Genomic DNA, 23271 nt, shown 5'->3' with positions numbered 1-23271 from the left:
GACTGGCAAAATTTGCGCGCAAGTTTAACACGATTTGAGTGATAAAAGGTAGCTCATGCCGGCGCTTATTCAATCACGATTTTTGAGCAATGAACCGATAACCGACACCGGGTTCTGTTTCTATATATTGCGGATGTGCCGGGTCATCCTTCAGCTTTTTGCGAATCTGACTGACGAAAATACGCAAGTAATGGGTGTCTTCGTGGTGCGTGTGTCCCCAAATTTTTTCCAATAGCTGTTGTTGTGTTACCAGTTTTTGCGGGTGGCTGGCGAGGAAGTCAAGCAGGGCATACTCTTTACGGGATAAGTTAATGACTTCGTTTTGCAAAAATACTTTGTGTTGCTCGCGGTCAATTAATAACTCACCAAAATGAAACTGAGTTTCAGCAGAGGGCTGTTGTTGATCTGAAAGATCGCGCAGTAAAACATGGATACGAGCCATCAGCTCACGAATGCCAAAAGGTTTGGTTAGATAGTCATTGGCACCGCCTTCCAGCAGTTTAACCTTCTGCAATTCGTCATCACGTGCCGTTAAAACCAACACGGGAACTTGACTCCATTCGCGCAGTTTTTGCATCACTTCATAACCATCAGCATCCGGCAGACCCAAATCCAGAATAACCAAATGAGGGTTTTGACTGGTGATTTGTTTTATCCCTTGTTCTGCGGTTGCCGCCTCCAGATAGATGTAACCTTCGGCGGTTAGCGAGGCGCGCATAAAACGCCGTATCTGTGGCTCGTCGTCAATGACTAAAATGCGGGTTCCGACGGTGCTGCTTTGAGCATTCATTTGACTTCCTCGGTCATACTGGCGCGTGGCAAAGAAATTCGGATTAAACAACCTTTATTGCTGTCTTCAATGCTGATTCGTCCATTATGGGTATCGATAATTCCTTTCGCAACGGACAGCCCCAGGCCGGTGCCACCGGTGCCCGAATCTTTCTCCCGAGAAGAATAAAAAACATTAAAGACCAATGCCCGTTTATTCGAATCGATACCGGGACCTTCGTCTTTAATATCAATAATAATGGCGTTATCGGTCTCGTACAGGTTAATAGAGACTGGCGCTGTGTCACCGGAAAAGCGCAGGGCGTTATCAATGACATTAAACAGAGCCTGCTCGAGTAATGACGACTGAACCTCTACCATTGCGTATTGCAGGCTGTCATGGACTAATAATCGCGACTGGGCGGGAAAACGAGCAATTGTTTTACTGATAACCGGGCGGATATCCTGTACTGCGTGCGTTAAACGGATTTCACCATGTTGTAAGCGCGTGGCTTGCAGCAGGTTTTCAATGTAGCGATGTAAGCGGTCGCTCTCATCCAGCGCGCCCTGGAGAAGTTCAGCCCGTTCATGTTCCGGCAAGCGTTCCTGATAAGCCTGCAAAGTACTTAAGTTACCGATGACACTGGCAAGCGGCGTTCTCAAGTCGTGTGACACCGACAGCAGAATATTTGAACGTAGCTGAGCCTGACGTAAACTTTCTTTTTGGTGTCTGAACGACGTTGCTAAGTGACTGGTAATAACGGCTACAGCGATAAAAACAATCGTTGTCACAATTTCATCCACGTCGGTCATGTGCAGTGAATAGCGAGGCTCAGTGAATAAAAAGTTGAACAACAGTACGGCCGAAACTGCCGCTAGTAAAGCGGCACGAAAGTTAGTCAAAAATGCGATCAATAATACGGCTAATTGCAGAATCAATACTGTGCCCGATGTTGGTAATAACCAGTGATCAAGCAAGTAAGAAAGACCCGCAGCGATGCTGGTAATGACAATAGCCGCAATGTAGCCCAGCCAGGGATGCCTATTCATGTATTAATCTCATTTTTTAATCCCGCCAAAACTGAGGAAGTAGTAATGTTAGCAAAGTAAAGTATTCAAGGCGCCCTAAAATCATAGCCAGGGTCAGCACCCAGGTGCCACTATCACTAACCGGAATGAAATTACTCGAAACTTCACCAAAGCCCGGTCCCAATACGTTTAAACAGGCGGAAACAGCGGTAAATGCTGAAAAGAAGTCGAGTCCGGTCAGCATAAGAATCACGGTGAATATTAAGGAGCTCATGGCAACTAATAGCATAAAGCTCATTACCGCCTGAATAACGTCTGAGGTAATGGCTTTTCCCTGATAAACCACTTTTATAATGGCACGTGGGTGTATTGCTTGTAGCATTTGATGTTTGAGTACGCGCAGAGTAATGACATTGCGGATGAATTTATTGCCCCCTGCAGTTGAACCGGCGCAACCACCAAGGTAGCTCGCAGTCACTAGAAAGCCTGCTGTCGCTGCCGGCCAGGCAGAAAGATCGTCGGCTCCGTAGCCGGTGCTGGTCATAAAAGAAATAACATGAAAAACCGCCTGGTTGAACGATTGCCAGAACGAGTCGTGAGTTTGTGAGCTAAAAGCCAGAGCAGTGAGAATAACGATGAAAATGGCTAGTGCGATTAAAAACCAGCGCGTTTCTTCATCCTGCCAATACCCGCTTAAAGCTTTACTAGAGAATAATTTATGATGCAGTGCAAAACTAATGGCACCGAGAATCATAAACACATCGGCGACTATCAAAATAGCAGGCTGTTGAAAGTGACCCATACTGGCGTCGTAAGGCGAGAAACCGCCGGTTGAGACAGTAGTCAGACTATGAGCTATAGCGTCAAAAGCGGACATTCCGGCTAACCAGTAGCTGCTGGCGCAACCTAATGTGAGACAGAGGTAAACCAGCCATAGGTAACGGCTCGTGCTGGCAACTCGAGGTGCCAGTTTATCGTTCTTAATGGGCCCCGGTGTTTCAGCTTTTAGTAATCGCATACCGCCGACATTCAACATCGGAAGAATGGCGACCACAAAAATAACGATACCAAGCCCTCCCATCCACTGCAGGAATTGGCGGTATAGCAAAAAGCTTTTCGGCATTTCATCCAGACCGGTAAGAATAGTTGCACCGGTGGTGGTCATGGCACTAACGGATTCGAACACGGCATCGGTGAAACTGACACCCGTAACGGACATGATGGGCAGAGCACCTAAAACGCCCATGAGGATCCAGGTAAAAGAAGCAAAGGCCAGTGCTTCCCTGAAAAAAATTTTTTTCTGTTCTCCGCGATTTGTGCGGACAAAGAGGAAAAGCGCCAGAATAAGGCACACCAACGAGGGGTAAATAAAGTCGGTAAAGGTTTTATCCCTAAATACAAAAACAGAGAGTAAAGCAAAAAAGAACTGAATAGAGGCTATCCAGATTATAGGCCAGGTCAGTAGGCGCAAAGTTGCTTTTAAATTCACGATAACCTCGTTTTCTGAACCTGATTGTTCTATGACTGACAATAATCTTCGCGCGCGTAAAATCTCTATACCGAAAACGTCTTTAGGCGTAAAATCTCCGTAAAATTAAGGGGTTTTTAATATGGCTTGTATTCAACCAGCGCGGAATGAGCATTTAGATGCAGTAACTGCGTTGGAAGCTCTGACTTTCCCCGAAGATGCAATCAGTAAGCGCAGCTTTCGGCGATTCATTGAATCTCCAACTGCGGATTTTCGCGTGTTAGTGGATGATGAAAAGATCATTGGCTACACGGTTATCCTTTATCGTAATAACACCAATCTGGCTCGTTTGTACGCTTTGGTCGTTGAAAAAAGTTGCCGCAGTAAAGGCTATGGGCGCCGTTTGCTTCAAGCTGCAGAAGCGCTTGCGGATAAGCGACATTCATTGTTTTTGCGTACCGAAATTTCCACCTCTAATACGGTGGCACAACAGTTGATGAACAGTGAAGGGTTTCGCGCTATCGAACTGCGCGAGGCTTATTTCCCGCCTTCAGCTTCGCAATCGACCGATGCATTAGTGTTACAAAAGCTGCTTCCCCGATACGAGATGGGTGAGGATGCCGGTGTAGGAGCGACGGAAGAGTACGTTCCGATGCTGACTCAGTCGACTGAATTTACCTGCGGTCCGGCCAGTCTGCTTATGGCAATGGATTATTTCGGTCGTCCCAGTAGCGACCCGCAAGCCGAAGAGCTGGAAATTTGGCGTCAGGCGACCACCATTTATATGACCTCCGGGCATGGTGGGTGTGGCCCACATGGGCTGGCGCGAGCGGCGTACCAACGTGGTTTGAAAGTGCGGGTGGAGGTCAATACCGAGCAGCCTTTGTTTGTGGATTCAGTTCGTCAGGAACAGAAAAAAACAGTGATGCAACGGATACAGCAGGCAGATATGAGCTATTTACGCGAGCACGATGTGCCCATTGCAGTGCGTGATTATGACGTCAATTTAATAAAGGACGATTTAAGTCAGGGTTGTCTGATTATGGCGCTGATTTCAACTTATCAGTTTGACGGCATTCGCGCGCCACACTGGGTTTTAATTTGCGCCGCGGATGATGATTTTATCTACATAAATGACCCAGACTACGACACCTTACCCTGGGAGTCTCCAACCGAACGTCAATATTTACCTGTGCCTATAAGCACCTTCAGCAAAGCCTTTGGTTACGGCGGCCGGAAGCAAAAAGCGGCGGTTGTGCTTTGGGCTAATTAGGTAACAAAGTGATCAATTGCCCTTGAATTATCCGTAATTATGCTCAAAGTCATATAACAGTATTGGATGAAAAAGGAATTCCGTATGAGTTCAGCATTTGATGATTTTGAATTAAAAGGCCACAAACTGGAAAACCGTTTTGTTGTTGCCCCTATGACGCGAACCAGCGCCGATAAAAAAGGCAAGCCAACTAAGTTAATGGGTGACTATTACGAGCGCTTTGCCAAAGGTGGCTGGAGTATGATCATCAGTGAAGGTGTTTACACTGACCGTCAGGCAAGTCAGGGTTATGAAAATCAGCCAGGCATTACCGATGCCCCTCAAACTGATGCCTGGAAAGAAATTGTCGAACGGGTTCACAAGCATGACTGCAAATTCATTATGCAGTTGATGCACGCCGGCGCGCAGTTCCAACACAACGAGTACACCGATACACCAATTGGCCCCAGCGAAGTCAAACCGAAAGGCGAACCCTTAGATCTGTACGGTAAAACAGATGGCTGGCCCGAAGTTAAGGCCATGGACGAAACCGATTTTGATGCCGTGATGAACGGTTTTGTCGGTGCCGTAAACCGGGCTAAAGAGGCAGGCTTTGAGGGAGTGGAGCTGCATGCGGCTAACGGCTATTTGCTGAATGAGTTTTTAAGTGACTACTTTAATCAGCGCCCTGATCAGTGGGGCGGCAACATGGCCAAACGCATGCACTTTCTGGAGCTGGTTGTTAAGGCCGCGAAGTCAGCAGCCGGAGACGACTTTATTGTGGGTGTGCGATTAAGCCAGATTACCGTAACAGATTCTGAGTACCAGTGGCCGGAAGGTGAAGATGCCATGATAAAAGTGGTCAAGGCCATGAAAAAAGCGGGTGTGGATTACATTCACACAACCGATACTGATGTCATGCGTAAACCCTTTACAGGCGGAAGCAATAAGTCATTGGGTGATATTGTTCAGGAATTTTCGGATATTCCGTTGATTGTGAACGGCGGTATTAGCGAGAAAAATTATGAACATGTCGCGGCGCATTATCCGAATGCTTTATTGGCTATGGCAAAAACGTCATTGGCGAATCCGGACTTTCCAATTCGGATAAAGTCTTCGGAGCCAATACGTCAGCTAGATTTTGCCATGCTGCAACCAACCGCTACACTTGAAAATGAGTGGAAGTGGCGCGACGAGAACGATGCTCATATTGAGATAGATTAAAGCGAATTTTAAGTAGCGGACAGGAGGTTTCCACTATGAAAAAAGTAGCTGTTGTTTTATCCGGCTCCGGTGTTTTTGACGGAGCTGAAGTTAACGAAACAGTATTGACCTTATTGCACATAGCAAAGCAGGGGGCGAGCTATGAGTGTTTTGCACCAGACATTGAGCAGATGCATACCATTAACCACCTCAAAGGTGAAGAGAGTGGCGATAAGCGCAATGTACTGGAAGAAGCTGCGCGTATCACTCGCGGTGAGGTCAAACCCTTAACCGATTTAGATGCGTCTGAATTTGATGCGTTAATTCTGCCAGGTGGTTTCGGTGTGGCGAAGAACTTCTGCGACTTTGCCGTAAAAGGCGCTGATATGACAATCAACGAACAAGTGCTGAAAGTAGGCAAAGCCTTTGTTGATGCCAACAAGCCTGCGGGTTATATGTGTATTGCCCCTGTATTGTTGCCGCAAATTTACGGGAAAGGCGTCAAAGTGACTATCGGTACCGACGGTGAAGTGGCCAGTGCCATTAATAAAATGGGTGGTGAGCACGTGAACTGCGGTGTTCGCGATATTGTTGTGGATGACAAGCACCAGTTAGTTACCACGCCTGCCTATATGCTGGCTGAAAACCTGCCGGATGCCGAAGAGGGCATTAGCAAGCTGGTTGAAAAAGTCTTGTATATGGCTGCCTAATACCTAACTTAACGTCCAATAAATAACCGCTTGAGTGCAGAACTTATAGCACTTAAGCGGTGTCTGAGTTATAGTACACAAGTTACGTAAGTAATAGCTTTGGGGCTGATCTGGATTCGACGGGATACACGAAACCCAAGGTGCATGCCGAGGTGAGGCAGGCCTCGTAAAAAGCCTCAACCTAATAGTTGCAAACGACGACAACTACGCTCTAGCGGCTTAATAACCCGCTAAGCCCATCCCCCGGCGCTTTGTCTGCGAGACCGGACCAGGATGGCTCAAACTAATGTAGACTCGCGTGGATGCTTTGTCCGGAGCTGAAGCGTTAAAACCAATCGGACTCGTCAGTTGTGAAGCCTGTCAGTCGGCGTCACACTGATTAACTAAAAGACTGACTAAGCATGTAGGACCGAGGATGTAGGTATTGCGGACGCGGGTTCAACTCCCGCCAGCTCCACCAATTCCATAAAAGGGGATGTCTCACGGCATCCCCTTTTTTCTTTCTATTTCACGGAAAACAAGGCTTTCAGAGGCATTTCTCCTCCCAATTCTTCCCAAGAAAATTGCTAGCAGCCTGAGTTTTTAGTATTCCAATTTGTATTCCAAGCGATTTGGGATACACTCTTTGGAATACAACGAAGGGAGATCTGCTTATGGCGCGCTCTACTATTGGGCTCACGGATACAGCCGTCAGACAACTCAAACCAAAAGACAAGGACTACGTTAAGTCCGATGGGAAGGGCTTGCAGCTGCGAGTGAGAGTCAATGGCTCTAAGCTTTGGAACTTCAATTACATTCACCCTATTACCAAAAAACGCGTGAACATGGGGTTGGGTAGTTATCCCGATGTGAGCCTTAAAAAAGCTCGTGAGTTTACAGAAGCTGCTAGAAGTCAAGTTGCTGAAGGAGTAGACCCTAAGCTCGCCAGAGAGGAAGAAAAGGCGGCACAACGCTATTCAGAGAACGCGACTTTGATAAAAGTCGCTGAAGAGTGGTTCGAGATTAAAAAGAGCGAGGTCACTGCTGACTACGCCGACGATATTTGGCGGTCGTTAGAGCTACATGTATTTAACCGTTTAGGTGAAACGCCGGTTAGCCAGATTAGCGCTCAAACGATAATTGACGTGCTACGACCGGTTGAGAAAACAGGGCGGTTGGAAACCGTTAAGCGTGTGATTCAACGATTAAGCGAGATAATGAATTACGCTGTCATTAAGAACTTAATCACCGGAAATCCAATCGTTGCAATTAAATCTGCGTTTAAAAAGCCTAAAAAGCAGCATTTACCGACAATTACAGCAAAAGAGCTTCCTGACTTCTTAAAAAAGCTCCACGAAACAAATGTTACGTATATTACTCGCCAAGTTATTAAGTGGCAGTTGCTAACGATGACTAGGCCATCCGAGGCTGCTGGCGCTAAATGGAGCGAGATCCAATGGCTTGATGATGGACAAGTGAATTGGGTTATCCCGGCTGAACGGATGAAAAAGCGTCGCCAGCACACCGTCCCCCTGTGTGAACAGGCATTGAAAGTACTGGAGGACATGAAGAGCGTAAGCGATCAGTATGAGCACATATTTATCTCACTACGAAAGCCACAAACTCCCATTAACAGCCAAACGGCCAATATGGCGTTAAGACGCATGGGTTACCAGGATAAACTCGTTAGCCATGGTTTGAGGGCCTTAGCCAGCACCATTATGAACGAGGAAGGCAAAGATCCCGACCTGATCGAATCGGCGCTGGCGCATGGTGATCCTAACCAAGTGCGAAGTGCTTATAACCGGGCTCAATACCTTGAGCGTCGTCGCGAGTTGATGCAGTGGTGGGGAGGGTATTTGGATAAGGCTTTTAATAAAGGCAAGATAGGCTTGTGAGGGAAAGTCGGGGAGCTACAGGGACTTACTAGTAGCTCCAAATTGTACTTAGTTAATTCTTACAACCATTCTTCTCGCAGGTGATTTTTTCATGTGAGTTTACCCAGTGTTCAGACCTCTCTTTTGTATTTTTGCCACAACCGGTGGTGCCTCCTTTAGTCCCTTGATGAACGACTCCGGTAGGTGTGTGTTTAACAGCCATGATTTGATTTCCTTTGTTGATGGTTAGACAATATTGGTAACATGCTAATAAGATATAGTTCATAATTGTGCGGAAATCAAAATATGGATATTCAGGTTAATTAAATGACTAAAGAGAGAAAGGAGCGACTCTACATGGAAGATAAAAATAGAACCTATAACAATTCTTTGTTACTTGCAGTTAATAACAGCACCAAACTATTCGGTAAGCCTATAGGAGTTGATATAGCGAAATTCCTTAGTTCAAATGAGCTGTTAGAGGTTGGGATTATTGCAAAAATGTTTTTGAGTAACATACCTGACGATGGTTTAATCGGGAGAAAGTGTCATATAGTAAACGATAATTTTATTAGAAATTACAATGACATATCAAAGGGTTACCCTATCAAAATGTATATGACGATCGGAAACGTATATTTTAAAAATGAAATCCAGTATGAAGAGCAAACTGTTGATACATTAAAATCTATAATTAAAAAAGGACCATCAGCTGAACCGTTAGACACACATGTCTGGTTAACTCTAGAAGATGGATGTGTCTTAGACTTGACCCTATTAAATTCGGGGGGAGTTGACAGAAAAACTCCTCTTTTTCTTTGGTCGCCAACTGTTGAGTCAGACTATTACTTTCAGCCTCTTCTGTTTGATAACGGCTTCGCAAATAAAGTAGATACTTTATTCTAGTGGAGCTCTTATCTTCCCCGGTACCTCTAAAGCTGAGTTTAGCCCCCTAATTAGGGGGCCTTATGTAATAAGAGAAAAGTTAGGTGGGTAAATAAATACTATTGAGTAATAATTTTCTATTAAATATTAATGTCAAACCATGCATAGTTGTAATTACGTTGATTCCAAGTGCCTCTAACTTTTCCTCGCTCAACAGCTTTCAATTCGTACATAGTGCCTAAATCTACATTACCTTTATTAATGTGGGCGACTTCTTTAAACACGAGAGAACCTCCTATCAGTGTGCCTTCAATCTTGGTCACTCCAGAAAGGGTGGGCCACTCCATTTCCCCTGTAAAAGTATTTTCTTTGGAGTCATAACCTTTAAATGTTAGGCGAAACGGCCACGTGCTACTCCTATTCCCCGCTTCTCCGGTCTGGGTTTTTTCGGATTCTAAGATAGCTACCAAGATTTTTCTGTCTTCTTCTTTTTTCTTTTTAGCTAACTCTAGTTCTCGCTCTTTATTTTCTCTTTCAGTTTCCATTTTCTCTGCATACTGTTTTTTTAGAGCACTCTCTTCTGAAGAGCCAATAAAAACATATTGGCCGCTTTTCCACTCGGAGAGTGGACTTCCATCGATTTCTGGCGATATCTGCAATTCTTCAAATCTAATATCCCAACTTTCCATTTTCAATTCAGCTTGACTAACTCCGTAAACTTTGAACTGCGTTCCTTTCCTAGTGATTTCTTTTAATACCGCTTTGCCCATAACGTATTCAACACTTTTGTATAAAGGCTCTGTTAGCTCCAGCTCCCCTTTAAAACGTGATTTTACTCTAGGTTCGACCTCGTTTCCGATATTTTGTGAAACTTCAATTTCCATTTCTGTTACTTTTATTACAGGGGGAAGCTTGAGCATCAGACTTTTTTTAACATTTTCTTCTGAAGGCTCATTGTTGTTTCCATTAAAACAACCTGACAGACTCAGAAAAGTAATAATGATGATAGTCCAATTGGGTACGTGCCTTTTCATAGCTCTTTACCTTAGTTTGAATTCCTCTCAACGTCTTAAGGAGAGTGTCGTTTAGAAGAAGTTTACTTGCATTTATGGATTAGCAAGTTTTAAATAATAACAAGTTAATATTGTATTTTTTTTGAACTCTGTCAAATTTTTATAGTAGCTTTAACTTTGATAACACTTGTAGAGGACTAATTACTAGGGGATGCCCCATTCTTAAGTACAATGAGTCCAAAAAGACATGGTTAGTTTCGATCTGACATCTAACTGAGGTCTCGAAAACTTGAAATAGATATCACGGAAGAAAACTTAGATAATTAACTATTTTCCTGAGCTTGTTCCCAAAAGACCGAAATGGAAGCAAGCCCGCTAAAAACTGGCTATTTCCCTCTTTATATCCTCTTAAATACTGAAAATCACGTTTTACAGCAAAAAAGGAACTCGGTCATGGCCGAAGTGTAAGCGGTTAAAGAGCAGGATGCCGTTAAGCTGATTAGTTGCCTTCTCAAGCGAACCTACATCAGTAAATTTCTAATGTTTGGGATGTGGGCTTGAACCTGGTGTTACGAACCTCTGATTTACTATCGATTAAGTTTGAGAGTATCGAGCATGACTGGACAGTATGAGCTGCTGTTGCAACTGAAACCGGCGAGCAATGTCTGATAACACAATGCGCCAGGCTATGTTCAAAGTGGGCTACTTTCCAAAGGCGAAAGATACTAAAGACGGTAAGATCGCAAAAACCTACCTCAAGTACTAGGACAATGCACATTACCCGGATGGTCGTTTGAAAGAGAAGGCGGTGCCACATGGCTTTAGAACCATGGCATCTTCAACGCTGCATGAGAGTGACCAGAAGTTTCGCTCTGACGCTATTGAGCAACAATTAGCACACGTTGAACAGAATAAAGTGAAGGGAGCTTATTCGCATAAGGCTGAGTACTGGGGTGAACGGGTTGAGATGATGGAGTGGTGGGGGGATTTAGTTAACCGTTAGCATTTGTTACTTTGGAAGCCGGAATTTAGTTTAAGAAAACAGCTATGGCGCAGTTCGAGACTATGTATCAGGATCGGGTTTACAGTCTCAACGATTATAGCGGTTTGTTAAAAGCTAATACCTGCTTAAGCGTATTTCTGTCAGTAAACTCCCTAATGATTAAAACACCGATTGACTGTGCAAAGCAATAAGCTTCAAAGAGCTGCTTTCTATCTATCTTTTGTTCTTTATAACGCTCATTAACTTCAGGAAACATCGATAATCCCGGCTTGATTTTTTCCAAATGCTTATAACCAGAACATTCTATGAACTTATCCATTAGTGTGTTCAGATTATGCTCGGCTTTCCTTGCTTCTTTATCTGACAGGCTGATTTTTAAGCTTATAAATGACTTCAAGAACATTTCTGTGGCCATTCTACAATTTAGAATTGCTCTGGTGTTAAGCCTATGTTCTAGCATAAGTAACGTAGCGGAAGATAGCTCTTCATAACCTGCATTTAAAAGATCGACTCCAAACGGATCTAAATTTTTATCGTCTCTTAAGTCACCATATCCCATTCCAAAATCAATGCAATCTGCCCAGTAAATTACATAGTCCGAAAGTCGATTCTTGTTCGCTATCAAGGAATCCTTTATAGATTTTGGCATTTCGTGCAAAGCGTCTAACGAATTTATTTTCACACTGCCGTAAATCAGAGGAATGCTAACTGACCAAAATTCTGAGTCGAAAAGATAAGCTCCTTGATGATAATGACCCTGCTTTTGAGCTCTGGGCTTTCCATTACTTTCAAACCATTTAAAGAGAAAATCGGCTTCTTGTGAAGGTATGGCTATCGAAATTCCCTCTTGAGTTGATAGCAATTCCATTGCTTTCCAAGGTCGGGCTCTGTGTTCAACATTTTCTGAGCTAAGTTGTTTATTTATTTTACTTAAAAGTTCATTCGATAGTTTCATATTTATTCTAACGCTTTACTTAACGGCGCGGTATTTTTCCGCGCCCTATGAAGGCCCTTTTATGGCTGGAGCGAATTACAGCAATATTATCTGCTATGTTGCTTTGTATGAAGCCTGTCTACTTCTGATATAAAAAATTGTGAAAAATCATCTTGATTCCCACAGAATTTTCCAAAAGGAACCATGCCCATAAGTTTGGTTGTAAATGTACGCGGAGAGGTTAAGTTCTTTGGCTTAAAGTACCTTTTTTCTGTGTGATCGTAGTGATTTGCCTGGACTTTAAATAGATACTCGTGAGCAGGACAATCTTCCGTACCTTTGTTATCAATACTTATCAGCTCAGCCAGTACATTACATATGAGCCTTGTCTTAGGCTTTCCTCTCTGCATTGACGTGCGATAGATTCTCTTGTTGTAAGAAAATATAGTCCTATTATCAGAATCTAATTTTGTTAATCCAATGGCATGAGCTCCTTTGAGCCCATTTTCAATATCATCGTGCATTCTTTTCTTCCTTTAGCACATTCGACGTATATTTCCGAGCGTTGACCAAGCGTAGTGTTGCTCCTTGTTAAGGATTGCTTGGAACTGTAAAAAAGTTGAGATAATAGGTGTCTGGTAGGTTCTTGTGTTTTATGCCAATACTCCTACAGATGGCTTTCATTAATTTGATCAGTGCTTCATCAGCGGCCTTTGGTGCCCTCGCGTCTTGCGGCGTCGATACCACGTCAAAAAGTTTTTGCACCAAATCAATTACCTCCTGGCTATCAGAGAATACGATCATCACCTCATTAATCGATTCCTGAAACTCTTTACCTGACATGGCATGTTTATTTCCGAACATCTTGCGTGCAGTTTCTAGTTTGATACGACGCTTTTCCAATCGAGAGTAGAATATGGAGGAGATTACAACCCCAAGCACTCCTGATATAACTGATGAAACCAGCGTGAGAATAATTGTTTCGTTCGTCATATTCTGATGCTCCTTTGGGTTCTACCTTGATTTTACAGACACATTTATAAATAGGCGAAACTATTGTCTGGTAAAGCCTGGGAGACGGAAAGTTCACTCCGTTTATATTTCGATCTGCTTTTACTGAGTCGAAGCCTTAACTTAAAACTCCGGTTAAAGCGCACGTCCAAGCCAGTACTGAGGGCGTCGATGGTGATGTGCGATAGCAAGAACTTGAATATTGCCTGTAGATTTCCGATAAATTATCGATAAAGGGAAGCGACTTAGCGGGGCCTTTCGGATTCCTGGTTTTGCTTCGACTTGCCAAGCTTCAGGGTTGTCGATAATTAAGTTCACCAGAACAGAAAACTCGTTAATGAGTGCCTGCCCAAGTCCCTGAACCTTTGACTCATAGTAACCGACAGACTCGAGAAACTCTGATTCTGCCGCAGGGTGAAATGTATAGCTCATTTAATCAGAGCTTGAGCTTTTTTTAATACAACATCGCTTGGAACAGGATCTACTGCGCCTGAATCTAATTGTGTTGCTCGATCTTTAGCAACTGATAACCATTCAGACTTGAGTTCATCAGCTGAAGGGGAGTCGATACTTTGTACGAGCTTTTGAATCAGATGTGCTCTATCTTTTGCCGATAGATGCATCGCTTCACTTTCAATTTTTTTAAGTTCCATTGCTGCAACTCCGTAACTTGAGCCTTCACTAATGTTGGCACGCTTTTGAACACGATACCAGCTTATAAAGCCCAAGTATAAGACGTATTAAGGTGCGCTAGCTAAAAATTTCAAACATACATCATGTTCGTGAAGCAAGGGAAGCCTTGCTCCTAGACTTGTTCCCAAAATAACGAAATGGGAACAAGCGAACCCACTAAAAACGGGCTATTTACCCCTTTATACCCCCTTAAGTACTCAAAATCACGTTTTACCGCAAAAAAGGAACTAGATTATGGCCGAAGTACAAGCGGTTAAGAATCTGGATACCGTAAAGCTGATTAGCTATCTTCTCAAACGAACTTATGGTCAGCAAATTGCTGACGTTTGGGACGTTGGCTTGAATCTAGCGTTACGGATCTCAGATTTACTGTCTATCAAGTTTGAAAACATCAACGATGAGCGTTTGACCCTGGTTGAAGGGAAGACGTCGAAACAAGCAACCATTAAATTGAACGACAAAGCGAGGTCGATTATTGCTCGGATAAAGAATGAGCACCCCGAGCATATCTACCTGTTTCAGTCCTACCGGAGCCAATGGTCCAAAGGTTTGGACGGGGCCCCGATTAGCCGCCGCTACGTTTCGCGGGCGTTCGCGGCGATAGGAGAGGAGGTTGGCATTAAACTTGGAACTCACTCAATGCGAAAGACCCGAGGCTATCACCTTTACAAGAATACGAACGACATAGCCAGGGTAATGAAGATGCTACGTCATAGCTCAGAGGCTGTGACGCTGCGTTATATTGGCATTACTCAGGAGGATGTTGATAGGGACTTTGCTGAGTTAGAACTGTAAGTTAGACGACTTTATTGACGTCTAACTTATCTATTGCTCAATACCTAATTATGGGTTCATTAACCTAACAACTTCTGCGAGCTTAGCGAGCTCTTCTTTTTGAGTTTTGCTAAGTTCAAAGTCGTTGTAGTATTTTTTGCCGTGAAAGCGAACTCTAGCATTTGAGGCATTCGCAAGTTTGCTTACTAATGACAAATTCTCGTTATCTAACCTCGAGGTATTCCACTCCCATATAGTGCCTGCTGAATGGTCTCTGCTGAATTGCAAAGCGGGGCTCTTCCAACGAAACTCGTCAGCAGCTATAGAAAACCTTTCAACAAATAACCAGTTATCTGCTTCGTAGTGAACAACCAAAAACGAATTGATCACAATATCGTCAGAAATGATGATTCGAATGGTAACGAACGAATCAGGGTTGTTGTAGGGTAGCCCAGTTACAATTGTTCTCTTCTCGAAATCGTCGTAATCTACTTTAAGTGTTGTTAAAAGGTCCGCGATTCGAGTCCCCCTCTCAGGATAAGAAGAGGCTATCTTTTTTATTGCTTTAATTTCCTTTTCAGAAAAGGTATGTCCGTCTTGGCTGCTTACTTTTAGTTGTCCTTTACTTATGTTGCTATAACCAATAACATTTACGTTTGCTCCGGGAACAATCGGTTTGGGCTGGAATTGGCTGTATTTTTTATAATCCTCAAGAGCTATAAAGTTATCACCGACATGATCATATTCATTGGATTTGACGATGTAAATCCGCTCACCTGTTTCTAAAATTGCTTCTTTTATTACGTATCCGCTGTAGTCAACTAAGGGCTCTTTTTCTGTATAATAACCTCTTTTACCAACATAGTTCTCGTAGGCTAGTTGGTCATTCATACAATCATTGGCCACCGAACGTTTAGGTAACTCAAAGCAAATATCGCTATACGCATACTTTTGTAAAGTGCTAGCAACTTCACCGAAGACGAATTCACTGTTTTCTTTTGGATCATAGTTGAAGTTTGAGCCGTCGATCGTCGTCAGTTTCTCTGGACCTGTAGATTTACAGGCAACTAAAACAGATGCTAACAGAGCTATAAGACTAATTTTTGTACTCATCGGAAAAATCCCTTTATCAAAGCTCGTTTTCAAGATTAGATTATCCATAGTTCTTAGTCGATCAACTAACCACAAGCTGATCACGCAAGCGTTTGGACTCGTAAAACTCTTCGGCGACAATTGTTGTCTTAAAGTCAACTTTCTCATCGCCAATCTGCTCGACGGCTTCGCGTATTTTTATCAAATCAACTTTGAAAAACTCTTTGCGTAAGTTCACTGAGTTAACTCGGTGTTTATTAAATTCTCTATGCAGTGCCGTTTCCATAGCTGGAGCATCGTCTGAAAAGATTATCGCATGCACATCGAATGAAAAGGGGACGCTGGCGTCACCTAATTCCTTAACTCGGTCCATAGGATCTAAGCGTCGAGTCATGCCTATTTTGTAAACATTTTCGCCGAATGATCCTACGTTGCTTATAACGTAGACATGGCCTCTTCTTGTCTGCTCAGCAAGGCTTTTGGCCCTCTGCTCTTTAGCTTCAGCCTCTAATAATTGTTGTTCAAGTTCTGCTATCTTCGCTTCAGCTACTGCTCGTTCTTCAATAGAGCTTCCAGTTAACTCTTCACGTGCTTTTTCAAGAAGTTCGCGATACAACTTTTCTTCTTTTTCTGCAGCAGCTAGAGCTTCTCGATATTCTCGCTCAGCTTTCGCTTCTTCACGCATTTGTTCTCGGATTAGCCGTTGCTCTTCCTGCTCATCCTTTTTCTTCAGCGTGTATTGGTATTGTACTCGGCATTCTTGATACTTTAGGTTCACGTAATCATTATTAAAGCCACACCGTTTTGATGCGACTAATTTTTCAAGATCGTTTGCTAACTTTTCTATCTGGCTCAGTACACGCTCAAATGTCGCTGGACTAACCTTGCTAATCAACATATCACACTCTATATTGAATGCCCTTAAAAGCATTTTCATTTGACCGTCTATGATGCTTTTGTCGATTGATGAGACACCGGTAATCTTGATTTCGCTGATATTAGTGACCGCAAGGCCATTTTTTATCATTGATTTCTGTTGATCTCGCAACATCTTTATTTCGGCCGCAAAACGTTCACCTGTTTCGTACAGATATTCGGGCATCTCAAAATGACCGTAATCCACAAATTCTTCTATACGACTGTAAAGATCTATTTTTGCCATGATGTCATGAAGTTGGGTTTCGCTTGAGTCAAATTTACCTTGTTGTAGAGCTATTAGACTTTTTATTTCTTCTAGTCGGTTTTTATCGAGCTCAAGTTGGTCCGAGATATTTTTCGCATTCTTTGACAGGTCTTGAAGATCTTTTGTTGCAGTATCGATTTCTCTGAATTCATTTTCTTTCTCAAGGATCGACGATTCTAACTTTTCTAGATAAGTGTTAAGTTTGCTCAGTTCAGTGTCTTTCGTAGTGATGGTTTCAATGGTCTCATTTAGGACTGTCTTGAGTCGGTGCTCCCTCAACTCCGTATCTTTCAATGCTTCATCAAGCGTTTTGTAACGATCCAATTTTTTTTGAATACGTTTCGAAATAAAACTGTAAACAGCCACTATTATTATTAGGTTAAGTACGCCTCCAATTACTATTATCACTTCCATATGTCACCTCATGTAGGTTTGGAGTACTTTCGTCTTATATTCAGCGCGTTGTTTTGTTCGCTGAGCGAAAACTTCCTTTGCCGCAGTCTGTTCTCGTTTGACTGCATCTATCTCGGCTTTGTTTTGGAGCCGCTCGTTTTGTTCTTTTTGACGCTGAATCCGCCGTGATTCTGCTTTAGCTTCCTTCTCTTGGCGCTGTAGTTCTCGTTGGTGCTCTTTTTCTTGACGTCTTAATTTTCTTTGGTATTCAGCCTCTTGACGGTTTTGCTCTCTTTCTTGTGCACGCAGTTCCCGTTGTCGTTCCTTAGCCGCTCGATCCATAGCTTTGGCTACTTTCATTACAGTTTTGAAGGCGTTGCCTTTTCTAGCCATTATGAACTCTACAATTAGATTTTGTTTGTATCAGTTTCTACACTTTTAACATAAATTTCACAAGTGGTTTTTACAGTTTTCTAGTCGTGATGGGCTTTACGCCCGGTTTAAAAGAGAAGGAAATAAATTACCTTCCTATAAGAAAGGAGCTTCTAATAGAAGAGGCGGCAAGGTACTTGCCGCCTTAGGTAAGTGACTAATTATTCACAAGCAGACCACTCGGTTTCACCGACGTCTTTACACTCATCATTATAAGTACCATCGGGGTAAGTCGTGCGACGTTCCCAGCTAGCACCGTCTTCACTTGAGTATGTACGACGGGTATCAACTAAGTTTTCACCATCCATCTCGCGAGTACGAGTTTCAACCATAGCAAACGTTTCCATCAACTGAGCTGCATCATAATCCTGACTCATGCTGAACTCGTATGAGGTTGCATCTGACACGATAGAGTCGATATTCAGAGACTCTTTACGAGTATAGAAGTCTTCCATGTAGTCGAATAGTGGATACGCAGCAGCATCAAATTCGTAGTTGATCATGTAGCTGTACATTTCACCTAATTGATCGTTTGTGTCTGTATAGTTATGCACAGTGATCATCTTAGAACGGAAACCTAAGCAGCTGTCGCTGTTGTTAACAACTTCAATGACTTGAGTTTGAGCGGCATCACGATCACCTGTCCATTCGAAATGGTCAGCCATATTACAAGTCTCCTCGTAATAAGAGACTTGAGCCTGGGCTTCATCGATGTTCTTGAAAGATGAACGGCGGTTGTATACCCAGATGGTTTCGAAACGTTGTTCAAAGTCATCACTGACTACTTCAGTCTTAGCGCTAACACGGGCATCAGCAGACCATTGATCTGATGACACTTCTCTTGCTGGCATGTAGACGTACTCATCACGTACCCATTGACCATCTTCTTTCAGATAGCTGATTTGTGGTACAGCATTAGGACTTTCATCCATAATGGCTTTGGTTTCAGCAAGTGACATCTTTAAACCTTTCACGATCGTTTGTGCAAGGTCATAAGCTTCAGTGTCGCCACTTTCTACAAAGTCACCGTAGATGGTTTCTTCAGAGATATTGTAGTCTTCAGTCATTTTGACCAGGGTACGATCTAAGCGGTCTTTGAACTGAGAGATCAGTTCGTTGTTTTCCAGTAGGCGTTCACAGGCAAGTACCGGATCTTCGATACCGTCCTCTATAGCAAAGTCATTCTGGAAGGTTTCCCATAAGACTGAAGTCAATGGGGTGATGTGTGCTTCATCAAACGCATCTTCGTTAAGTGGTGGGATAGTCATGGTGTAGGCTTCTTCCACTTCACCCAGATCCTCATCGATAGCACCAACTGGTACATCAACAACAACAGGTGCAAAGGCAAGACACTCCTGAACACTTTCGTCTACGTCTGACATATCGACGGCGTATTCACCACCTTCTTTAGACTTACCGCTAGGTTCACCAGCATCCAGTTGACCGTTGCCGTTGATATCGAGAAATACTGTCGCACCAACAACATACCCATCGATGACTTTGCCACTGATGGTTACACCAGTACCACCATCACCATCGTTATCGTCACCACCATCGTTACCACCACCTGTAGGAGGTGGAGTAGTAGTACCTGTTTCTGAATCAGAACCACCGCCGCATGCTGACAGTGTAAATAGCGTTAATAAAATTACAGTGAGATTTGCTACTTTCATATTAATCTTATCCTTGATTAGCTTACACTTTGTTCTGACGGATTTTCTCGTCGTCATAACCTCGTGCTTTTAACATTGAACGAGCTACTGTTTTAGCTTTTTGATCGTATTTTGCGGAAAGTGAACTCGTATGTACTATTTTCAGGAGTTCGTTATCACTCGCTCCTTTAAGCTTCTTATAGTTTTCGTTAGTTTCTTGTGCTTGATCAGTGACTTCTGCGACGACTTTCTTACTGATGTCCCAAGCTTTATCCCAAAATCCCATGGCGTTGCCCTCAAATGAAAGCGGAGCATGTGGCTCCGCGTAATCCATTACTCGTCGTCGATCTTGCCCTCACCTTCGCAGTAATTGCATTCCATTCTGAACTGAGGGTCACCGCCGCAAGTGGGGCAACTATCAGGATGGCGACTACCACCGTATTCGAGGGGACATGGAATTTCGCCCTTACCGCGACATTCTGGACATTTTACTTTAGACATTTACACGCTCCTTTTTAAATATGTGCCTAAAAGAATCTCAATGATCACTATATGAGTCAATGGGTATTTTATCGAGCGTGTAGCGATTGTCCATAGACTGACATCATTTATATATCTTTTCTCAATGTGATGCCGCTATGGACATTAAAACTGCGTTTGGTAAGGCCGTAAAAATAAAGCGTGTTGAAAATGACATGTCCCAAGAAGAATTAGCGAATGGGGCTGAAATGGCTCGCTCGTTTATTTCACGAGTTGAGCGGGGCGCAGCAAACCCCTCTGTTACCTCAGTTGAGAAAATAGCTACAACCCTCAAGTGCAAGCCATCTGAGCTTTGGGTTAAGGCTGAAGGCTACCTTGCTGGTTAATTAACGAGAATTAATCATCATTAAGCTCGTAGCCTTTGCCTTTAATGTCGTTTATCGTTTAACGAATAGGGATCAAAGGGAAGTCTAAAGCAACGCTTCTTTTATCGATTTTTCATTTAATATTTCCGAGAGCTTATCTCTATAAGCTCGTAAAATATCATTGTGTCGCTCTGAGGTTTCTTTAATCACCTGACGCTTCTTGAAGGACTTTTTGAAAATTAACCCTTCAACTTCGTCGTATACATAGACTGTATAAGCAGTGTCAAAATTAAAGCTTGTGACAAAATGCATATCAGTACTGAAATACCAGTTTTGTAGCTCTATGAGCAGCCATCTGGATGCCAATGATTTATTGAGCTTATTTTCACTTTCGTCGTCGCTTGGAACATTATTAATTTTGGCTATAATTCCTTTCATCCCACCACTTGAAAGGCCATCGATTAAGCGTCTTTCTAAAAAGAAGGCAAGCTCTGCATTCGGTTCTTTAGGGGAAATATCTGATACATACTGGTCGACAGGAATTCCAAACGCCTGACGGTAAACACCAATAAAGTTATTAGATTGCTCGGAGTTAGGGAAACGGTTATCTACGACTGAAACTAGGATAGTCTTATTATTTTCGTAATTGGTTTTGGGAATTTGTTGCTCGTAGGGCAGATAAGAAGCGCAGCCTGAAAGTCCTATGATGGTAAAAAATATGAAAGCGGCTTTTGTATAACGGTAAAACATATAAACTCCTTTTTATAAGCAGAGAATCATTATGCCACGGATAAATCTGATGTCATTGATAGCAGCTTAAAGAGCAGTTGTCTCAGTTTTATTCGCAGACCAAGTAATGGCCTGCGAGATATTTCTTTGATTTAGTTACTCGTCATCACGTTCCGCAATACGCTGCAAGCTCCATTCGTGAATTTCGTCTGTTACCCAGGTGATGGCTCGTTAGGGGAAGTAGGCGTTCGCTGATATTCACTACCAAAGGAAAATAAATCAAACCTATATCACCGAATGGCAGTTATTGCTGCGTTTATTTAACTGTCACTAGGAGATTAATTATGTCGGATGTAACGATAGTTCATACCAAGAGCGAACTGGAAAAAGCAATTGAGCACTGTGACAAAACAGTCTTAATAAGAAGTCGTGCACTTGCGGCTGATGTGAAAACAATTAAGTCTGCATCGTCCGGGGCCTTTGCTTTAGCTATTGGGTCAGTAGGTGTGTTTGCCACTAACTTCTGGAATCCGCTGGGATGGGGTTCAGGTATTATCGGTACACTATCAACCGGGACGTTGATCACCGCGATTGTCGCTATTGGGTTAAGTACGACTCTAATTTTCGCGGTATACAACGACTACTCAATTAAAGGCCGATCTTCAATTAAGTTAGCTGGCGGTAATAGCATTGATGCCGATCTTGTCATGGAGAGGGATTAATAATGGCTAGAATAGGTAGAAACATTATTGCAGTGAAAACTCGACCCGGTGAAGTTCGCTTTGTCGCTACCGGCAAGTTGAGTTAGCTGACGAGACTATATTACCGCTTGGAGGTGATTATAAGCGCTAGCTAATGCTGAGCTTGGTTTATAAATAGTGAGCTCAGGGTTGGTTAACCTTGAGCTTATTTTTTGTACTAAGCATTTGTAGGATTAAAGAAAGCTAAGATTATTAATATAAAAAATTCATACATAAACTTGTAATTAAAACGTCAATAAAAGAGACTGTGTAAAATTTGATCAGCAAGGTGATTTTATGTCTCTTAATCGTCATCTTTTTTTTATCGTAATGCTTTGGTTTTGCTTCCCTATAACGACCGCCATCGCTCAACAAGGATTTGGCAATACTGCAAAGTCGAGCGAGCCTAGCGAATTTGGAAATGAAACACTTGAGTGGCGGCGAGAATACGGTAGTGGTGAAGGGTTACGTACGTTTAGCGCGATGACTATAGACCACGACGATCAGTCAGTTATTTTGGCTGGGTTAAGTCAGATGCCGGAAATTACTAAGCTTTTTACTCGTGGCGGTAATCCAATAGAACAACTAATTGTGCAAAAGGTCGACTTTTTTGGTAACACGCTATGGATAAAGCCCTTCAGCTTATCCACCACCGAGCCCAATAGGGCGCGCAGCGTCTCACTGATGAAAGATGATAGCTATTTAGTCAGTGGTTATCACGGCGGCTTAACCTCAATGCAGAACTATGCGGTAAAAATTGACGAAGAAGGTAAAGAGCTTTGGAAACGAAGGGTAGGTGGTGTAGGAGATTTTGTCTATTACATTAAAGAAACACCCGATAATGGATTCATGGCGGTTGGTAAAAAGTCCTATAAAGGACAAAAAGTGTCATGGCTGGCAAAGTTTAACAGCGACATGCGAATGATCGGTGAATCTCTGTATGAGGACACCGCGATAGGCAACCTTAAATTCTTAGAAGACAGTTCATTTTACAGCGTCGCGATCAACTACAACCCAGAAACTGGACAGAAAAGCCTAAGTTTAAGCAAGTTCTCTGTCACGGGAGAGCAGCAATGGCAGACTTTTTCGATGCCGAATATTGAGTTGGGGCAGCGTCGGCTTCAGCTTAGCCACGTCGAGTACTTGGATAATCATATTTTAGTAGCTGGCTCCGCAATAGATTTTAGCCGCGGAGATAAACAGAATGCCTCAATGTGGCTAACCAAACTCAATTACAAAGGCGAAATGCTCTGGTCTAGGACCTTTGAACATGATGGCGAAGTAGGATCTTTTAGGTATTTAGCCGAAAACAATAAGGGGAATACCATAGCGGGGGCTATGAGATTACAGGAAGCATTTGGCGCAGAAGTAGAAACTTATTTCGTAACTTTATCCAGTGAGGGAGTATTGCTTACCAAAACCTTTTTGGGAGACGACACAATTAGCGATATTGAGTTCTTTGATGACGGGACAGTATTAATTACCGGTGAACGAGAACTTAACGTTAAGAAGTACCGCTCAGGGCGTTCATATGCCAGCAGCTTTTCCTATGTTGAGCGGAAGAAATTGGAGAGTGGCAGTAAATAACAGAATGATAGCTAGGAGC

25 protein-coding genes and 1 other RNA gene are annotated in these 23271 nt (G+C 43.0%); 11 read left to right on the top strand and 15 right to left on the bottom strand.

The window, feature by feature from the left end; genetic code table 11:
- Positions 1-73 precede the first annotated feature (73 nt).
- Genes CWI78_RS02365 through CWI78_RS02355 form a run of 3 tightly spaced genes read right to left on the bottom strand, consistent with a single transcriptional unit; the run spans position 74 to position 3286 of the window.
- Positions 74-790, bottom strand: coding sequence for a response regulator (locus CWI78_RS02365; RefSeq protein ID WP_126779897.1), 717 nt, complete (start codon positions 788-790; stop codon positions 74-76).
- A complete protein-coding gene (locus CWI78_RS02360) occupies positions 787-1818 on the bottom strand; it encodes a sensor histidine kinase (protein ID WP_126779895.1) in 1032 nt (343 codons plus the stop codon). The genes CWI78_RS02365 and CWI78_RS02360 overlap by 4 nt, the downstream gene beginning before the upstream one ends.
- Positions 1819-1834: 16 nt before the next feature.
- Entirely contained in the window at positions 1835-3286 is a 1452-nt protein-coding gene (locus tag CWI78_RS02355) for a TrkH family potassium uptake protein (protein WP_126779893.1), read from the bottom strand.
- Positions 3287-3407: 121 nt separating this feature from the next.
- Here CWI78_RS02355 and CWI78_RS02350 point away from each other — a divergent pair, with 121 nt between their 5' ends.
- The 6 genes from CWI78_RS02350 (at position 3408) to CWI78_RS02320 (ending at position 9192) form a co-directional block, all read left to right on the top strand.
- Positions 3408-4538 carry a peptidase C39 family protein gene (locus CWI78_RS02350; protein ID WP_126779891.1) on the top strand — a complete coding sequence of 377 codons (1131 nt, stop codon included), beginning with the start codon at positions 3408-3410 and terminating at the stop codon, positions 4536-4538.
- Between the two features lie 84 nt (positions 4539-4622).
- Positions 4623-5741, top strand: a complete 1119-nt coding sequence (locus tag CWI78_RS02345) for an NADH:flavin oxidoreductase (protein WP_126779889.1) — start codon at positions 4623-4625, stop codon at positions 5739-5741.
- A gap of 35 nt (positions 5742-5776) precedes the next feature.
- Positions 5777-6430: an isoprenoid biosynthesis glyoxalase ElbB gene (gene elbB / locus CWI78_RS02340; protein ID WP_126779887.1), complete on the top strand. Its 654-nt coding sequence runs from the start codon at positions 5777-5779 to the stop codon at positions 6428-6430.
- A gap of 101 nt (positions 6431-6531) precedes the next feature.
- Positions 6532-6890: a transfer-messenger RNA gene (gene ssrA, locus CWI78_RS02335) on the top strand.
- Between the two features lie 193 nt (positions 6891-7083).
- Positions 7084-8307: an integrase domain-containing protein gene (locus CWI78_RS02330; RefSeq protein WP_126779885.1), complete on the top strand. Its 1224-nt coding sequence runs from the start codon at positions 7084-7086 to the stop codon at positions 8305-8307.
- 336 nt (positions 8308-8643) lie between these two features.
- Positions 8644-9192: a hypothetical protein gene (locus CWI78_RS02320; RefSeq protein WP_126779881.1), complete on the top strand. Its 549-nt coding sequence runs from the start codon at positions 8644-8646 to the stop codon at positions 9190-9192.
- Positions 9193-9311: 119 nt separating this feature from the next.
- On the opposite strand, the gene CWI78_RS02315 is transcribed toward CWI78_RS02320, so the two are convergent.
- Complete coding sequence (locus CWI78_RS02315; RefSeq protein ID WP_126779879.1) at positions 9312-10205, bottom strand: hypothetical protein; 894 nt, start codon at positions 10203-10205, stop codon at positions 9312-9314.
- 772 nt (positions 10206-10977) lie between these two features.
- Between CWI78_RS02315 and CWI78_RS12930 the strand changes: the two genes are divergently transcribed.
- The gene (locus CWI78_RS12930; protein ID WP_244213054.1) at positions 10978-11187 is read left to right on the top strand and encodes a hypothetical protein; all 210 of its coding nucleotides are present in this window, start codon (positions 10978-10980) and stop codon (positions 11185-11187) included.
- Positions 11188-11281: 94 nt separating this feature from the next.
- Here the strand turns inward: CWI78_RS12930 and CWI78_RS02300 are convergent, their stop codons facing one another.
- From CWI78_RS02300 to CWI78_RS02280, 5 genes are all read right to left on the bottom strand, one after another.
- Complete coding sequence (locus tag CWI78_RS02300) at positions 11282-12142, bottom strand: hypothetical protein (RefSeq protein ID WP_126779877.1); 861 nt, start codon at positions 12140-12142, stop codon at positions 11282-11284.
- Between the two features lie 86 nt (positions 12143-12228).
- Positions 12229-12645 carry a hypothetical protein gene (locus CWI78_RS02295; protein ID WP_126779875.1) on the bottom strand — a complete coding sequence of 139 codons (417 nt, stop codon included), beginning with the start codon at positions 12643-12645 and terminating at the stop codon, positions 12229-12231.
- 67 nt (positions 12646-12712) lie between these two features.
- Entirely contained in the window at positions 12713-13114 is a 402-nt protein-coding gene (locus tag CWI78_RS02290) for a DUF6680 family protein (RefSeq protein WP_126779873.1), read from the bottom strand.
- A gap of 153 nt (positions 13115-13267) precedes the next feature.
- Complete coding sequence (locus CWI78_RS02285) at positions 13268-13564, bottom strand: type II toxin-antitoxin system RelE/ParE family toxin (RefSeq protein WP_126779871.1); 297 nt, start codon at positions 13562-13564, stop codon at positions 13268-13270.
- Positions 13561-13785 carry an addiction module protein gene (locus tag CWI78_RS02280; RefSeq protein WP_126779869.1) on the bottom strand — a complete coding sequence of 75 codons (225 nt, stop codon included), beginning with the start codon at positions 13783-13785 and terminating at the stop codon, positions 13561-13563. Before CWI78_RS02280 ends, CWI78_RS02285 begins: the two co-directional genes overlap by 4 nt.
- Before the next feature lie 274 nt (positions 13786-14059).
- Between CWI78_RS02280 and CWI78_RS02275 the strand changes: the two genes are divergently transcribed.
- On the top strand, positions 14060-14620 hold the full coding sequence (locus tag CWI78_RS02275; RefSeq protein ID WP_126779867.1) for a tyrosine-type recombinase/integrase: 561 nt from the start codon (positions 14060-14062) through the stop codon (positions 14618-14620).
- A 48-nt stretch (positions 14621-14668) separates the two neighbouring features.
- On the opposite strand, the gene CWI78_RS02270 is transcribed toward CWI78_RS02275, so the two are convergent.
- The 5 genes from CWI78_RS02270 to CWI78_RS02250 all read right to left on the bottom strand — a co-directional run bounded on the left by CWI78_RS02270 (position 14669) and on the right by CWI78_RS02250 (position 19685).
- Complete coding sequence (locus CWI78_RS02270; RefSeq protein WP_126779865.1) at positions 14669-15712, bottom strand: hypothetical protein; 1044 nt, start codon at positions 15710-15712, stop codon at positions 14669-14671.
- Positions 15713-15773: 61 nt separating this feature from the next.
- Positions 15774-17288: an SNIPE associated domain-containing protein gene (locus CWI78_RS02265; protein ID WP_126779863.1), complete on the bottom strand. Its 1515-nt coding sequence runs from the start codon at positions 17286-17288 to the stop codon at positions 15774-15776.
- Positions 17289-17291: 3 nt separating this feature from the next.
- Positions 17292-17660 carry a hypothetical protein gene (locus tag CWI78_RS02260; protein WP_126779862.1) on the bottom strand — a complete coding sequence of 123 codons (369 nt, stop codon included), beginning with the start codon at positions 17658-17660 and terminating at the stop codon, positions 17292-17294.
- A gap of 200 nt (positions 17661-17860) precedes the next feature.
- Positions 17861-19372, bottom strand: a complete 1512-nt coding sequence (locus tag CWI78_RS02255; RefSeq protein ID WP_126779860.1) for a hypothetical protein — start codon at positions 19370-19372, stop codon at positions 17861-17863.
- A 22-nt stretch (positions 19373-19394) separates the two neighbouring features.
- The gene (locus tag CWI78_RS02250; RefSeq protein WP_126779858.1) at positions 19395-19685 is read right to left on the bottom strand and encodes a hypothetical protein; all 291 of its coding nucleotides are present in this window, start codon (positions 19683-19685) and stop codon (positions 19395-19397) included.
- A gap of 304 nt (positions 19686-19989) precedes the next feature.
- Between CWI78_RS02250 and CWI78_RS02245 the strand changes: the two genes are divergently transcribed.
- A complete protein-coding gene (locus tag CWI78_RS02245; protein WP_126779856.1) occupies positions 19990-20217 on the top strand; it encodes a helix-turn-helix domain-containing protein in 228 nt (75 codons plus the stop codon).
- Between the two features lie 84 nt (positions 20218-20301).
- Here the strand turns inward: CWI78_RS02245 and CWI78_RS02240 are convergent, their stop codons facing one another.
- Complete coding sequence (locus CWI78_RS02240; protein ID WP_126779854.1) at positions 20302-20946, bottom strand: YajG family lipoprotein; 645 nt, start codon at positions 20944-20946, stop codon at positions 20302-20304.
- Positions 20947-21269: 323 nt separating this feature from the next.
- On the opposite strand from CWI78_RS02240, the gene CWI78_RS02235 reads away from it, so the two are divergent.
- Positions 21270-21647, top strand: coding sequence for a hypothetical protein (locus tag CWI78_RS02235; RefSeq protein ID WP_126779852.1), 378 nt, complete (start codon positions 21270-21272; stop codon positions 21645-21647).
- Positions 21648-21962: 315 nt separating this feature from the next.
- Positions 21963-23252, top strand: coding sequence for a hypothetical protein (locus CWI78_RS02230; RefSeq protein ID WP_126779850.1), 1290 nt, complete (start codon positions 21963-21965; stop codon positions 23250-23252).
- Positions 23253-23271 lie beyond the last annotated feature (19 nt).

Source organism: Idiomarina ramblicola, assembly GCF_003987255.1.
GTDB classification, from domain to species: Bacteria; Pseudomonadota; Gammaproteobacteria; order Enterobacterales; family Alteromonadaceae; genus Idiomarina; species Idiomarina ramblicola.
The sequence above is the reverse complement of the archived record's forward strand: the minus strand, read 5'-3'. Positions and strand labels throughout refer to the sequence as shown.